Source organism: Bradyrhizobium sp. ISRA464 (assembly GCF_029910095.1).
Classification (GTDB): domain Bacteria; phylum Pseudomonadota; class Alphaproteobacteria; order Rhizobiales; family Xanthobacteraceae; genus Bradyrhizobium.
In genome coordinates this window covers 4,573,842-4,586,595 of the sequence record NZ_CP094526.1, presented here as the reverse complement: position 1 = coordinate 4,586,595, position 12,754 = coordinate 4,573,842, and the positions used below count along the sequence as shown (strand labels likewise).

The window sequence follows — 12,754 nt, the reverse complement described above, 5'->3', positions numbered from 1 at the left end:
CGTACCATGAGGCCCCGGTCTGTGGCCTCACCCTTCGAGAAGCCGCTGCGCGGCTCCTCAGGATGAGGGATTTACATTCGGCCACAACGCTCTGACGATCGCATCGAGTCCATCCGTCAGCGCGGCGGGACCGGGCTGCAGGATGATCGTCGACTTGATCTCGACGATGCGATTGTTGCGCACCGCCGCGATGTCGCCCCAGCCGGGACGTTTGCGGATGCGGTCGGGCACGACCTTCTTGCCGCACCAGGACGCCAGGATCACGTCGGGCATCGTCTCGCGCACGGTGTCCGGCGCGACGATGCGGTCGCGGGCCGCCTTGTGCATGCGCAGATGCGGCAGCACGTCCTCACCGCCGGCGATCTCGATCAGCTCGGATATCCAGCCGATGCCGCTGATCAGGGGATCGTCCCATTCCTCGAAATAAACCCTCGGCCGCGGCGCGGGGCGCGGCGTTGCCGCGATCGCCGCAAGCCGTCGCTCGAGGTCTGTCGCGAGCTGCTCGGCGCGATCGGCGGCACCGACCATCGCGCCCAGGGTGCGGATCATCGCAAAGATGCCGGCGAGGTCGCGCTGGTTGAAGACGTGGACGGCGACGCCAGCGCGGATGAGGTCAGCGACGATCTCAGCCTGCAGGTCGGAGAAGGCGAGCACCAGATCGGGCGCGAGCGCCAGGATCTTCGGAATGTCCGCTGAGATGAAGGCCGAAACGCGCGGCTTCTCGCGCCGGACCTGCGGTGGCCGCACCGCATAGCCGGAGACGCCGACGATCCGGTCCTGTTCGCCGAGCAAATACAGCGTCTCGACCGTCTCTTCGGTCAGGCAGACGATCCGGCTGGGAGGGAAATTGCGCATCGCTGACCTGCATAGCGCTTTCGAGTGAAGCGGGCACCGGTCCGCATCAAGGAATCGCGGCTTCGGGAATTGGCGGGAGCTGTCATGGGGTCCATTACCTCCAACGTCATTGCCTGATTTACCCGGCGCGTCCATGTTCGGCGGACATCATCAAAACGCGATGCCGGAGGACCTGATGACCCTGCTTGAAAAGATCCAGTCGATGAAGATGCCGTTCGCGGAACTAAAGGGCGTCACCTTCACCGAAGCCGACAACGATCGCGTGGTCGCCAGGATGGTCGTGCGGCCGGAGCTCTGCACCCTCAATCATACAATCCATGGCGGCGCGGTGATGGCGTTCGCGGATTCGGTCGGGGCAGCCGCGACCGTGATCAACCTGCCCGAGGACGCCAAGGGCACCACGACGCTGGAGAGCAAGACCAATTTCATCGGCGGCGCCAAGGAGGGAGCCACCGTGATCGCCACTGCAACACCGGTTCACCGGGGACGGCGGACTCAGGTCTGGCAGACCCGACTCGAAACCGAGGATGGCAAGCTGGTTGCCGTGGTCATACAAACGCAAATGGTATTATAGTAGAAGGTACGATCGATTTTTCTCTAGCGAATTCAATATGTAACGATTAAGTGAATCTTGCGTCTTGAATTATATTGTGCGTTGCACAATATTGGCGGTGCTAGGGACTCGACGCCTCCTCGAGGGCTACCAAGAGGAGTTATGAAATGAACCACCATTCCATCCGTTCGACGCTCGCCAAGGGCACCGTGCGGACATTGAGCCAGCAGGAGGAGCTCCCTCTGCTGCGCGATCATCTCTTGAGACTGGATCGAACCAGCCGTCATGATCGCTTTCATGGCTTCATCGACGACAACTTCATCCGTCGCTACGCCGAGCGGTGCGCCAACGACGGCACCGTCATCATCGCCTATTTCGAGGACGGCGTCGTTCGTGGCGCGGCCGAGCTGCATCCGCCGGAGCAATCGCCGGACGCGCAGCCGGAGATCGCCTTCAGCGTGGAGCGGTCGGTGCGGCGCAAGGGCGTCGGCAGCATCCTGTTTCGCAAGCTGATCGCCGAAGCGCACGCCAGAGGCTACACCAGCTTGCGCATCACCACCGGGGCGCAGAACGACGCGATGCGGGCGCTGGCCACCAAGTTCGGCGCGCAGCTGACCTTCCGTCACGGTGAGTCCGCCGGAAGCATCGACCTGAGCGAACACAGCCTGCCCGAGCCGGTGCCGGCACCAGCGATGGTGACCCCGGTCGAGGCCGCGCGCGCGATCGTCGACATGAACCGCGCCTACTGGCGGATGGTGATGCAGATGTCCGGCTGGGGCCGGGCGGCCTGATCCCGTAGTTGGAGCAACAGCGAAAGGGCAATTCGCTCAGCGAATTGCCCTTTTGTTTTCAGCAATCAGTTGTTGGTCTTCAGGTGCCGGTGCGCTTGTCGGTCGCGAAACGCCGGACGACGCGGCGCTCGACCACGACGGAGCGCTGCGCGCCCTGTTCGCCGGCGATGACACGGGTCGCGGTGCCGGTGCGCGCGCTGACGCGCGCGGTCTTCTTCACTTCGGCCAGCACGTCATCGTAGGGCAGGCCCATCAGGGCTGACGCGATCTCCGCCTGGGCTTCGAGATCGTCGGTAATACCGACAGCCGCGAAGATCGCTTCCTCCAGCGTCGGCGGGTCATGCCGCACGCGTCGGGTGCCATACTTGGTGTTCCAGTCTCCGCTCATCGCCGCCTCATATTTGAATCGCGGGAGATACGTAGGTGGCCTTATGTTGCATTGCAATATGAAAGTGAGATGGCAATCCAGCCATGCAACCAGAGTCTCTCAATCTTGTGAGCGCGAGAAAGTTCGATCGGGGTCGCAGTCGGATCTGTCAGCGCCATCACGACATCTCCATCTCCGCGTCCTAGGGCGCGGCTCCCGCCGCGTCTGAGAGATCGACCGGCCGCTGCGGCCAGTGCTTCAGTGCGGCGCGGCCGGCATCGGTGAGTACATAGATGCCGCGCTCGGCGCGATCGAACCAGCCATAGACATTGTGCAGCAGGATCTTACCGGCATCGGGAATGTCGATTCGCAGATCGCGCACGCGCCGCGGTCCGTCGGACAGCGCCGAGGCGCAGGCGAGCGCCTGCTGCCGATAGGCCGTCATGATCGGCGCGCGTGTCGAGCCGCCCATGACCGGATCGCCCTTGCGCTTCTGGTGCTCGGCGATCAGGCGCGAGCGCTTTTTCGGATTGCGGCGCGGGGCGGTGGTCGGCGGCTTCACCAGCACCTCCACGTCGCCGGTACTGGTGACGCCGAGCATGCCGAAGCCGAGCCGCCGGCACAGATTGCGATAGCGCGCATCGCTTTCGCGGCCCTTGCCGCGGGCCGATATATTCGCAGCGATCCAGACCTCATCCGCAGCGCCGGCGCGATCGACCGCCTGCAGGATCAATTCGAGATTGAAGGCGAGCTTGAGTTCCCCGATCACGACAACCGGCGGATCGTCGCCGCTCAGTGCCACGAGATCGCAGCCGCCGATCTCGCCCTTGACCGTGAAGCCGAGCTTTTCGAGGAAGCGTTTGACGGGCAGATAAAGCGCGGTTTCCAACGGACAGGCTCCGGCGGCGCTTTTCGCCGCGACTCATAGCGACAGCATAGCCCGGAATCGGGCCGGCCGACGCGAACGGGATTTGCCCATGATGGACCCGGGCGGCTATGGTTGCCGACGGGACAAGGCGCGACCAGTTCGATGATCCGGAACGGGCTTTATCACATCACCGTCGAATTCCTCGACGGCGTTCAAGGCGGCAATCAGGGCGTCATGGTGCTGCGTGACGGCCAGATGCGCGGCGGCGACTCGTTCTTCTACGCCTATGGCAGCTACACCGCGGCAAACGGCAAATGGAAGGGCGAGGTCACCAATCAGGAACACTCGCCGACCTATGGCGAGCGGCCGGTGTGGGAACGCAAGGTCGTGACGATCGGATTTACCGGCACGTATACCGACGAGACCGCCGAAGGCGATGGCATTGCGCTCGCCGGCAAGCAGAGCATCCGCTTCAAGTCGAAGCTGCGCCTCCTGATCCCGGACTGATCGAGGTGATGCAGACCGCGCCGTACGCCGGTGCGCGCTTCGCTCAACAGCGCTCTAGACCCGTCCGTTGACCGGCAGCAACGCGCCGGTGACGGCGCTCGCGGCGTCGCTGGCAAGGAACAGGATGACGTCGGCAAGCTCCTTTGGCGTCACCCATTTGGAGACATCGGCCTTCGGCATGGCGGCGCGATTGGCCGCGGTATCGATGATCGACGGCAGCACGGCGTTGACGGTGACTTTGCCCTTGAGCTCGGCGGCAAGCGACTCCGTCAGGCGGTGCACGCCGGCCTTCGAGGCGGCATAGGGGCCCATGCCGGACGCGGCCTGCAAGGCGCCCAGCGCGCCGATATTGATGATACGGCCGGCTCCCGCCTTGACGAGATGCGGGATCGCCGCGTGCGACGTGTTCAAGGCCGTCATCACGTTCATCGCATACATTCGCTGCCAGGTCTTGGGATCGCCTTCGGTGATCGTCTCGAAGGTGAAGCCTCCGGCAATGTTGATCAGTGCATCGAGCTGGCCGAAATGCGCGGCCGCCTTGTCGATCGCCGCCTTGGCGTCCGCGGCGTCGGTAAGATCGACGTTGCCGAGCTCGATGCGGTTGGGCGTCGCCGCAAGCTGCGAGGCTGCATGATCGATACCGGCGACGCGCGCGCCGCGCGCGAGGGCTTCTTCGGCGACCACCTTGCCAAGCGCACCAAGTGCACCGGTGATGACGATGGCTTTTGCGTTCATGACGGCCTCCGTACAGGCAAAAAGGCAGATGCCACCCACTATGATCAGGCGGATTTCATTTGCAATGCCACGATTTTCCCCTCCTATTGCGGGTATTTAGCTATTCATTCACGCAAAGGATGTTTGCGATGCCCGGGTCGAGGCCATGCGAAACCCATCCCGATATCGTCAAGTTGGATCACCGACTGCCGCATTTCGCCGATGCCTTGAAGCGCCAGCGCAAGGTCAAGGTGGTGGCGCTTGGATCGTCATCGACGGCCGGCGCTGGCGGCGTTTTGCCGTTCCCGCCGCGCCTCGAAATGCTGCTGCGGCAACGCTTCTTCGGCCGAATGATCGACGTGATCAACCGCGGGATCGGCGGGCAGGAGGCACCTGAGGAATTCTCCCGCATCGAGTCCGACGTCGTTGCCGAAACGCCGGTGCTGGTGATCTGGCAGGTCGGCACCAATGCCGTCTACAAGAGCTACAATCCAGCCGAGGTGAAAGCCTCGCTCGAAGCGGGACTCGATGTGCTCGCAGCGCTTCCGCTCGATGTCATGGTGATGGATTCACAGTACACTGAAGCGATCATCGGGACGCCCGACGCGCTCAAGCTCGCCAACACGATCATGCCGATGATCGCCGAGGTCACCGCAAGCAAGCAGATCAATTTGTTTCGTCGCTTCGTGCTGATGAAGCGGTGGGTCGACGACGGGATTCCGCTGGCCGAGCTCGACGACGGCGCTCAGGAACATCTGCACACCAGCGAATGGGCAACCAACTGCGTGACGCAGGGGCTGTTCGGTGCGATCGACCAGGCGCTGGCGCCAGAGGCGATTTCGTAAGGCTGGCGATTGCGTAAGACTACGGGGCAAGACCCGTTCGGTAAAATTTGCAGCAGTTCCGTAAGTCGATCGCAGAACCCTATCCGTAAAAGAGGAGTCCGACCAAGGAAGGGGATTAGCTATGGGATATCTTCCGGATCACGGTTTACCGCTTGTTCAGCTTAAGGAACAGCGGCGCGAACTCGTGGTTGCGTTGCAGAATCGCAAAGGTCCGGTGAGCAACTGGGAGCTCATGCAGATCGCGGCGATCCAGCAGGCGATCTCGGCTTTCGAGGACGTGATCGCCGATCTCGACGCCGAGCTCGAAGCCGCAGCCTGAGCACTTCGAACGATCAGGCCAGCAGATAGCGGCCTTCGAGTGCCTTGCGCTCGGCCTGTCCGAGCCCGAGGCCATCGCGGAAATAGCGATCGAGGCCGCCGTAGTCGGCATCGATCGCCTCGAACGCAGCATTCAGGAACGGCTGCTGCACGGTGCCAAGCACCTGCTTGACCTCCTCGGGAAGCTCGGTGCTCGCCGACGGATCGCGCTTGTAGAACCTGTTGGTCAGGAGATAGTCGTCCGCGATCACCTCGCCCGGCACGCCGAGCGCGTGCAGAATCAGCGCGCAGGCAAAGCCGGTGCGGTCCTTGCCAGCGGTGCAGTGGATCACGAGCGGGGCGCGATCCTCGAGCAGATGCGCAAACAGCGCGCGGTAGCGCGGCGTGTTGTCCTGCACATAGCTGCGGTAGGAGTCCCGCATCACCTCGAACGCGTCCGCGCTCGAAAGCTGTCGGCTTGCTGCGATCGCGCGCAGGGCCGCGACGACGGTCGGCTCGACAGGCAGCGAATGCACTGTGATGTCAGTCATGCCGCACAGCGCTTCGGAGCGCTCGGCGACGCCGCGAAAATCGAAGGCGCTTCTGACACCGAGGCTGCGCACCACAGCGATGTCCTGCTCGGTCAGGTGCGCAAGATGGTTGGAGCGGAAGATCTGCCGCCAACGCACCGTCCGCCCGTCACGTGTCTGGTAGCCGCCGAGATCGCGAAAATTGCTGGCGCCGGCGAGATTGAGATGACGGGCATGGGCTTCTGACATCGGCAGGCCTGTTGCAGCGATGGGTCTCGCGCTGGTCTATAGCCGCCCTATCAGGGGGAGAATATGACTTATGGCGGGACTGCATTCCCGCGGATGCAACTCGTCGCGGGGCGTTTGGCTGCCAAGACGCGCATACGTCGCGCATAGGTGACGCCTCGGTCGCGGTGCGGGCATGAAAAAAGGGCCGAAACACTTGGTTCCGACCCTTCTTTATCGCTCTGACGTTCTTCGACGCTTCGGCATCACGCCTCTCTGTCGTGCCGGCATTAGTGATCCCGACCCGGCTTGGCGTCGTCGATCGCCGCCTGATGATACCAGCTGTCGCTGCACATGGCGGTTTCGACCTGTGCGGCAAGTTCGAGCGACATCTGGACCTCGCCGTAGCGACGTCCACCGAGAGCCGCGCGGCCCCCGGCCGGGAACTGATAGATCTTGGCAGACCCCTGGTTTAAGTCCGAATTCATCATCGCAGACCTCCTTGGTCGGAACGCGAGCCTCCATGGTGCGCCCAACTCTTTCGCGCTGGTTACCTAGTTTCGATATTGGCCGAGCCCTGACCGGCTGCAAGATGACCAAGAAATAATCAGGTTCTGACCAATTCGTAGGCAGATTCCGGTTTGCACTCGGCAAGGCAGGATGCAGGTGATCAATGCTTGAGCCGAGGTGATGGTTGCCAGGGAAGCGGCGGCGGGACGCAAACTGTCATGCGGCGCTGCCGCTGCTTTAATCTGGAAGGGGGATCTTCGCCGGATTTGCTGGAGAATCAGGCGGTCACGGGCTCCAAAAAGCGGATTCTGGCCCATCGGGATGCATGGCAGCCGCGCTGCTATGTCGCAGCAAAAAATGCAATGAGCGTTGTGGACATCCGCAACAAGGACGGGTGCCGCAATGCAGCGACTGGCATTTTAATTGCTTGGCAGGAACCGGCCGATGGTGGCCGGGTACGCGTGCGGCGACCGACTGGCTTTCGGTTCCTCACGGTTTTGCATCATCAACAGAGAGGCTCAATGACCAAGTACAAGCTCGAGTATATCTGGCTAGACGGATATACGCCGACGCCGAACCTGCGCGGCAAGACGCAGATCAAGGAATTCGCGTCGTTCCCGACCCTCGAACAGCTCCCGCTCTGGGGCTTTGACGGTTCGTCCACCCAGCAGGCTGAAGGCCACAGCTCTGACTGCGTGCTGAAGCCGGTCGCATGCTATCCCGACGCCGCGCGCGAGAACGGCGTGCTGGTGATGTGCGAAGTGATGATGCCCGACGGCAAGACGCCGCATCCGTCCAACAAACGCGCCACCATCCTGGACGACGGCGGCGCCTGGTTCGGCTTCGAGCAGGAGTACTTCTTCTACAAGGACGGCCGCCCGCTCGGCTTCCCGGAGGCCGGCTATCCGGCGCCGCAGGGCCCGTACTACACCGGCGTCGGCTACAAGAACGTCGGCAGCGTTGCCCGCGAGATCGTGGAAGAGCATCTCGACCTCTGCCTTGCCGCCGGCATCAACCACGAAGGCATCAATGCCGAAGTGGCGAAGGGCCAGTGGGAATTCCAGATCTTCGGCAAGGGCTCAAAGACCGCCGCTGACCAGATGTGGATCGCCCGCTACCTGATGCTGCGCCTCACCGAGAGCTACGGCATCGACATCGAATTCCACTGCAAGCCGCTCGGCGACACCGACTGGAACGGCTCGGGCATGCACGCCAACTTCTCGACCAAGTACATGCGCGAAGTCGGCGGCAAGGAGTATTTCGAGAAGCTGATGGCGGCCTTTGAGAAGAACCTCATGGACCACATCGCCGTCTACGGGCCGGACAACGACAAGCGCCTGACCGGCAAGCACGAGACCGCGCCGTGGAACAAGTTCAGCTACGGCGTGGCTGATCGCGGCGCTTCGATCCGCGTGCCGCACTCCTTCGTCAACAATGGCTACAAGGGCTATCTGGAAGACCGCCGTCCGAACTCCCAGGGCGACCCCTACCAGATCGCGTCGCAGATCCTGAAGACCATCTCCGAGGTTCCGACCGGCGCGAAGGCTGCGGCCTAAGCCGATCTTCGATGCGGATGGAAGCATCCGGCCGGTATCGCAATCCGGTCCGCCAGGGACACCCTGGCGGACCTTTGCATTTGGCGACACCGCCTTTGCGCGGCTTCACCCCGAAAGCGGTTTCGCTACGTTATGAACCGCGCTAGACAACGGTTGCACTGTGACTGCCGGGGACGCGGCGCTTGTTCGAGGGCTTCTACAAGGTCCGGTTTCAGCTTGGCGATGCGGTCGGGCGGAGCGTCATGCATGCGCGCGACGGCAGGATGCTTGGCGGCAATTCCGCCTACGCCCATATCGGCACCTACAGGAAGTCCGGCGACGAGGTTGCTGTCGAGATCAATACCGTTCGTCATAATCACGATCCGAATTACCGCGCGATGGCCGGCACCGACGATGCGACCTTGCTCGCCACGGGTCGGCCCGACGGCGAGCTCTATCGTTTCAAGGGCGAACTGAAGGAGTTGCCCGGCGTGCCCTTCGAGGCGTTGCTGACGCCGATTACGGAAGAAGAAATCCCCATCGCCGGCGGCGTCGGCGAGGGCGGCATCGTCAACGGGCTCTATTCGATCCACATTCGTCTGCTCGACGGCGTCGATGGCGGCCTCACCGGCGTGATGCTGCTCAGCAATGGCCGCATCGTCGGCGTCGGCGCGTCATTCTACTATCTCGGCACCTACACCTCCGAGAACGGCCGCTGGAAAGGCCAGGTGCTGAACCAGGAGCATACGCCAGCGATGGGCGAGAACCCGATCTTCGGCGGCCACGACGTCGGTATCGGCTTTGCCGGCACCTGCGACGCAGAGGGCGCCCTGCTCGAAGCCACTGCGCTCGCCGGCAAGCGCAGCCTGCGCCTCACGGCGGTGCTCAAGCTGATGCGGCGGGCGTAAGTCACATGGACAATTCGGTTCGCGTGCTTTCGACACTGGCGCTGAAGGGTGTGGTCGCGCGGCTCGCCGACGCCTATCGGGCGGCGAGCCGGGTCCGGATCGATGCGGATTTCGCGCCGACGCTCGCGCTGCTCGACCGTCTGCGCGGCGGCGAGGGTGCCGATGTCGTGATCCTGACGCGCGAGGGGCTCGACGCGATGACCGGCGAGGGCCGCGTCGTCCCGGACAGCGCGGTCGATCTCGCGCGCTCCTATGTCGGCCTCGCGGTGAAGTCGGGGGGTGTGCATCCCGACATCGCAACCGAAGCCGCGCTGCGCGCGACTCTGTTGGGGGCGCGGGCCGTGGCGTATTCGCGGCTCGGCGCAAGTGGTATCCGTTCGCACAATTGATCGAGCGGCTCGGCATCGCGGAAGCGGTCAACGCGCGTGCGGTGATCATTCCGGTCGGATTCACGGCGGAGAAGCTCGTCACCGGCGAGGCCGATCTTGCGATCCAGCAAATCAGCGAGCTGAAGCAGATCGGCGGGATCGAGGTCGTCGGTCCGCTCCCGCCGAACTTGCAAACTCCGGCGGTGTTCTCCGCCGGGCGCATGACGGCCTCGCAGCGCGCCGATACCGCCGATCACTTGCTGCGCTATCTGTCATCCGCGGCGGTCGCGCCTGTGCTGCGCGAGACCGGGCTCGAACCTTGAATTGGCAGCGCGGTGACCAATCTCTGCTTCTAGCCGGATTGGAACGTTCGCCGCGACATCGTCGTTGACGTCAAGCAAATGCTGGCGAGGGCATGTCATGATCCGCAAGCTACGGTCCGGCGAGTACCGGCTCTATTCCCGCAAGATCAATCCGAAGACCGGCAAGCGCCGCAATCTCGGCACCTTCAAGTCGCGCGCGGCGGCGGAAAAGCACGAGCGCGACGTGCAGTATTTCAAGCGGCACTGACGTCGCCTCCGCACTCTCGTTGCCGGGCGGACAGTGGCGGCCTCAGTCCTTGATCAGCAGGACGCCGCCGATGACGAGCGCAATGCCGATCAGTCGTGACACCGACATGGGGTGGGATGGAAGCCCGAAGACGCCGAAATGATCCATCACGATGCCCGCGAGCATCTGACCGGCGACGACAAGGGCCAGCAAGGTCGCCGCTCCGAGCGAAGGCAGCAACAGGATCATCAGCAGGATGAACACGCCACCGAGGATGCCGCCGCTCCAGGCCCACCACGGCGTTGCTGTCACGAGCTTCAATGACGGCACCGGCTCGCGCAGCACCACCAGCACGACGACCATCGTCAGCAGGCCGCCGAGATAGGAGACGAGCCCGGCCCAGGCCGGCGAGTTCAAGGCAGAACGCAGATTGCCGTTCAGGACCTGCTGAACGGACACGCTGATGCCCGCGCTGAGCGCGAGCAGATAGAGAAGCCAGGCTTGCATGTGATGCCCCAAAACACCGATCGGTTCAGTATTCCCGGTCTCGTTTGATTGGCAAATGATCGGCATGCGCACGGGCATTGCGCGAAACGCACGGAACACCCTTCCACCCATGCCCCAGATCGACTAAGAGGCCGCAAACTCCCGTTTCCCCCAAAGTTTGCATGATCCGCCTCGATAACGTCTCAAAGCAAGTCGGCCACCAGATCCTCTTCATTGAAGCCTCTGCCGCGCTCCAGAAGGGCGAGAAGATCGGCCTCGTCGGCCCGAACGGCGCCGGCAAGACCACGCTGTTCCGGATGATCTCGGGGCAGGAGCTGCCCGATGAGGGCCAGATCTCAGTCGATCGGGGCATCTCGATCGGCTATTTCAGCCAGGACGTCGGCGAGATGTCCGGCCGCAGCGCCGTCGCGGAGGTGATGGACGGGGCAGGGCCGGTCAGCGTGGTCGCGGCCGAGCTCAGGGACCTCGAGGCGGCGATGGCCGATCCCGACAAGGCCGACGAGATGGACGACATCATCGCGCGCTATGGCGAGGTGCAGCATCGTTTTGAGGAGCTGGACGGCTATGCGCTCGACGGCCGCGCGCGCGAGGCGCTGGCGGGCCTCGGCTTCAGCCAGGAGATGATGGACGGCGACGTCGGAAATCTCTCCGGCGGCTGGAAGATGCGGGTGGCGCTGGCGCGCATCCTCTTGATGCGGCCCGACGTGATGCTGCTCGACGAGCCGAGCAACCATCTCGATCTCGAAAGCCTGATCTGGCTCGAGCAGTTCCTGAAGGGCTACGAAGGCGCGCTGCTGATGACCTCGCACGACCGCGAGTTCATCAACCGCATCATCAACAAGGTGGTCGAGATCGACGGCGGCCAGCTCACGACTTATTCCGGCAACTACGAGTTCTACGAGCAGCAGCGGGCGCTGGCCGACAAGCAGCAGCAGGCGCAGTTCGAGCGGCAGCAGGCGATGCTGGCCAAGGAGATCAAGTTCATCGAGCGCTTCAAGGCGCGCGCGTCGCACGCCGCCCAGGTGCAGAGCCGGGTGAAAAAGCTCGACAAGATCGAGCGCGTCGAGCCGCCGCGACGGCGGCAGACGGTGGCGTTCGAGTTCCAGCCGGCGCCGCGCTCGGGCGAGGATGTCGCGAGCCTGAAGAACGTCTACAAGGGCTACGGCAGCAAGCGCATCTATGACGGGCTCGACTTCATGATCCGCCGCAAGGAGCGCTGGTGCGTGATGGGCGTCAACGGCGCCGGCAAGTCGACGCTGCTCAAGCTGGTGGCTGGCTCGACCGAGCCCGATGACGGCGCGGTGACGATCGGCGGCAGCGTCAAGATGGGCTATTTTGCCCAACACGCGATGGACCTGCTCGACGGCGAGCGCACCGTGTTTCAGTCGCTGGAAGACGCATTTCCTCAGGCCGGCCAGGGCTCCTTGCGCGCGCTCGCCGGCTGCTTCGGCTTTTCCGGTGATGACGTCGAGAAGAGGTGCCGGGTGCTCTCGGGCGGCGAGAAGGCGCGGCTTGTCATGGCGAAGATGCTGTTCGACCCGCCGAACTTCCTGGTGCTGGACGAGCCGACCAACCATCTCGATCTCGCCACCAAGGAGATGCTGATCAACGCGCTCAGCGAGTTCGAGGGCACCATGCTGTTCGTCTCGCACGACCGGCACTTCCTCGCCGCGCTCTCCAACCGCGTGCTGGAATTGACGCCGGACGGCATCCACCAATATGGCGGCGGCTACACCGAATATGTCGCGCGCACCGGACAGGAGGCGCCGGGGCTGCGGAGTTAGCGTCGCCTAACTTGTAGCGCTTGTAGCCCGGATGCAGCGAA

Annotated in this window: 16 protein-coding genes and 1 pseudogene; 10 read left to right on the top strand and 7 right to left on the bottom strand. The window is 63.4% G+C overall.

The features are described 5' to 3' along the window. Nucleotides 1-57: 57 nt before the first annotated feature. Nucleotides 58-855: a cobalamin-binding protein gene (locus tag MTX19_RS21620; RefSeq protein ID WP_280979209.1), complete on the bottom strand. Its 798-nt coding sequence runs from the start codon at nucleotides 853-855 to the stop codon at nucleotides 58-60. Nucleotides 856-1,030: 175 nt separating this feature from the next. Here MTX19_RS21620 and MTX19_RS21615 point away from each other — a divergent pair, with 175 nt between their 5' ends. Together MTX19_RS21615 and MTX19_RS21610 are read left to right on the top strand one after the other, a co-directional pair. Continuing rightward, nucleotides 1,031-1,429, top strand: coding sequence for a PaaI family thioesterase (locus tag MTX19_RS21615; RefSeq protein WP_280979208.1), 399 nt, complete (start codon nucleotides 1,031-1,033; stop codon nucleotides 1,427-1,429). A 146-nt stretch (nucleotides 1,430-1,575) separates the two neighbouring features. Then, nucleotides 1,576-2,199 carry a GNAT family N-acetyltransferase gene (locus MTX19_RS21610; protein ID WP_280979207.1) on the top strand — a complete coding sequence of 208 codons (624 nt, stop codon included), beginning with the start codon at nucleotides 1,576-1,578 and terminating at the stop codon, nucleotides 2,197-2,199. A 79-nt stretch (nucleotides 2,200-2,278) separates the two neighbouring features. Here the strand turns inward: MTX19_RS21610 and MTX19_RS21605 are convergent, their stop codons facing one another. Together MTX19_RS21605 and MTX19_RS21600 are read right to left on the bottom strand one after the other, a co-directional pair. Beyond that, nucleotides 2,279-2,587 (bottom strand): hypothetical protein, encoded by a 309-nt coding sequence (locus MTX19_RS21605; protein ID WP_280979206.1) that lies wholly within the window; start codon nucleotides 2,585-2,587, stop codon nucleotides 2,279-2,281. A gap of 181 nt (nucleotides 2,588-2,768) precedes the next feature. After that, nucleotides 2,769-3,455 carry a DUF2161 family putative PD-(D/E)XK-type phosphodiesterase gene (locus MTX19_RS21600; protein ID WP_280985460.1) on the bottom strand — a complete coding sequence of 229 codons (687 nt, stop codon included), beginning with the start codon at nucleotides 3,453-3,455 and terminating at the stop codon, nucleotides 2,769-2,771. Nucleotides 3,456-3,566: 111 nt separating this feature from the next. Between MTX19_RS21600 and MTX19_RS21595 the strand changes: the two genes are divergently transcribed. Then, nucleotides 3,567-3,941, top strand: a complete 375-nt coding sequence (locus tag MTX19_RS21595; protein ID WP_280979205.1) for a GrlR family regulatory protein — start codon at nucleotides 3,567-3,569, stop codon at nucleotides 3,939-3,941. Nucleotides 3,942-3,995: 54 nt separating this feature from the next. Here the strand turns inward: MTX19_RS21595 and fabG are convergent, their stop codons facing one another. Next, the gene (gene fabG / locus MTX19_RS21590) at nucleotides 3,996-4,676 is read right to left on the bottom strand and encodes a 3-oxoacyl-ACP reductase FabG (protein ID WP_280979204.1); all 681 of its coding nucleotides are present in this window, start codon (nucleotides 4,674-4,676) and stop codon (nucleotides 3,996-3,998) included. Between the two features lie 128 nt (nucleotides 4,677-4,804). Here fabG and MTX19_RS21585 point away from each other — a divergent pair, with 128 nt between their 5' ends. Both MTX19_RS21585 and MTX19_RS21580 read left to right on the top strand, forming a co-directional pair. Further along, entirely contained in the window at nucleotides 4,805-5,500 is a 696-nt protein-coding gene (locus tag MTX19_RS21585) for an SGNH/GDSL hydrolase family protein (RefSeq protein WP_280979203.1), read from the top strand. A 121-nt stretch (nucleotides 5,501-5,621) separates the two neighbouring features. Beyond that, entirely contained in the window at nucleotides 5,622-5,819 is a 198-nt protein-coding gene (locus tag MTX19_RS21580; RefSeq protein ID WP_280971888.1) for a hypothetical protein, read from the top strand. A 13-nt stretch (nucleotides 5,820-5,832) separates the two neighbouring features. Here MTX19_RS21580 and MTX19_RS21575 read toward each other — a convergent pair whose 3' ends face one another. Both MTX19_RS21575 and MTX19_RS21570 read right to left on the bottom strand, forming a co-directional pair. After that, nucleotides 5,833-6,576, bottom strand: a complete 744-nt coding sequence (locus MTX19_RS21575; protein WP_280979202.1) for a tyrosine-protein phosphatase — start codon at nucleotides 6,574-6,576, stop codon at nucleotides 5,833-5,835. Between the two features lie 266 nt (nucleotides 6,577-6,842). Beyond that, the gene (locus MTX19_RS21570) at nucleotides 6,843-7,043 is read right to left on the bottom strand and encodes a DUF2735 domain-containing protein (RefSeq protein ID WP_280979201.1); all 201 of its coding nucleotides are present in this window, start codon (nucleotides 7,041-7,043) and stop codon (nucleotides 6,843-6,845) included. 540 nt (nucleotides 7,044-7,583) lie between these two features. On the opposite strand from MTX19_RS21570, the gene MTX19_RS21565 reads away from it, so the two are divergent. From MTX19_RS21565 to MTX19_RS21550, 4 genes and pseudogenes are all read left to right on the top strand, one after another. Then, complete coding sequence (locus MTX19_RS21565; protein ID WP_280979200.1) at nucleotides 7,584-8,618, top strand: glutamine synthetase beta-grasp domain-containing protein; 1,035 nt, start codon at nucleotides 7,584-7,586, stop codon at nucleotides 8,616-8,618. A 182-nt stretch (nucleotides 8,619-8,800) separates the two neighbouring features. Further along, on the top strand, nucleotides 8,801-9,505 hold the full coding sequence (locus MTX19_RS21560; RefSeq protein WP_280979199.1) for a hypothetical protein: 705 nt from the start codon (nucleotides 8,801-8,803) through the stop codon (nucleotides 9,503-9,505). A gap of 5 nt (nucleotides 9,506-9,510) precedes the next feature. Further along, a pseudogene (locus MTX19_RS21555) lies at nucleotides 9,511-10,196 on the top strand (substrate-binding domain-containing protein). Nucleotides 10,197-10,293: 97 nt separating this feature from the next. After that, a complete protein-coding gene (locus MTX19_RS21550) occupies nucleotides 10,294-10,443 on the top strand; it encodes a hypothetical protein (protein WP_212396095.1) in 150 nt (49 codons plus the stop codon). 42 nt (nucleotides 10,444-10,485) lie between these two features. On the opposite strand, the gene MTX19_RS21545 is transcribed toward MTX19_RS21550, so the two are convergent. Further along, nucleotides 10,486-10,929, bottom strand: coding sequence for a DMT family transporter (locus tag MTX19_RS21545; protein ID WP_280979198.1), 444 nt, complete (start codon nucleotides 10,927-10,929; stop codon nucleotides 10,486-10,488). Between the two features lie 161 nt (nucleotides 10,930-11,090). On the opposite strand from MTX19_RS21545, the gene MTX19_RS21540 reads away from it, so the two are divergent. Beyond that, nucleotides 11,091-12,713, top strand: a complete 1,623-nt coding sequence (locus MTX19_RS21540; RefSeq protein WP_280979197.1) for an ABC-F family ATP-binding cassette domain-containing protein — start codon at nucleotides 11,091-11,093, stop codon at nucleotides 12,711-12,713. Nucleotides 12,714-12,754: the final 41 nt, after the last annotated feature.

Bases quoted from the DNA above. Each gene is read 5' to 3' on its own strand.
- MTX19_RS21620 (WP_280979209.1), bottom strand. From the start codon at position 855: ATGCGCAATTTCCCTCCCAGCCGGATCGTCTGCCTGACCGAAGAGACG.
- MTX19_RS21615 (WP_280979208.1), top strand. From the start codon at position 1,031: ATGACCCTGCTTGAAAAGATCCAGTCGATGAAGATGCCGTTCGCGGAA.
- MTX19_RS21610 (WP_280979207.1), top strand. From the start codon at position 1,576: ATGAACCACCATTCCATCCGTTCGACGCTCGCCAAGGGCACCGTGCGG.
- MTX19_RS21605 (WP_280979206.1), bottom strand. From the start codon at position 2,587: ATGAGCGGAGACTGGAACACCAAGTATGGCACCCGACGCGTGCGGCAT.
- fabG (WP_280979204.1), bottom strand. From the start codon at position 4,676: ATGAACGCAAAAGCCATCGTCATCACCGGTGCACTTGGTGCGCTTGGC.
- MTX19_RS21585 (WP_280979203.1), top strand. From the start codon at position 4,805: ATGCCCGGGTCGAGGCCATGCGAAACCCATCCCGATATCGTCAAGTTG.
- MTX19_RS21580 (WP_280971888.1), top strand. From the start codon at position 5,622: ATGGGATATCTTCCGGATCACGGTTTACCGCTTGTTCAGCTTAAGGAA.
- MTX19_RS21575 (WP_280979202.1), bottom strand. From the start codon at position 6,576: ATGTCAGAAGCCCATGCCCGTCATCTCAATCTCGCCGGCGCCAGCAAT.
- MTX19_RS21570 (WP_280979201.1), bottom strand. From the start codon at position 7,043: ATGATGAATTCGGACTTAAACCAGGGGTCTGCCAAGATCTATCAGTTC.
- MTX19_RS21565 (WP_280979200.1), top strand. From the start codon at position 7,584: ATGACCAAGTACAAGCTCGAGTATATCTGGCTAGACGGATATACGCCG.
- MTX19_RS21550 (WP_212396095.1), top strand. From the start codon at position 10,294: ATGATCCGCAAGCTACGGTCCGGCGAGTACCGGCTCTATTCCCGCAAG.
- MTX19_RS21545 (WP_280979198.1), bottom strand. From the start codon at position 10,929: ATGCAAGCCTGGCTTCTCTATCTGCTCGCGCTCAGCGCGGGCATCAGC.
- MTX19_RS21540 (WP_280979197.1), top strand. From the start codon at position 11,091: ATGATCCGCCTCGATAACGTCTCAAAGCAAGTCGGCCACCAGATCCTC.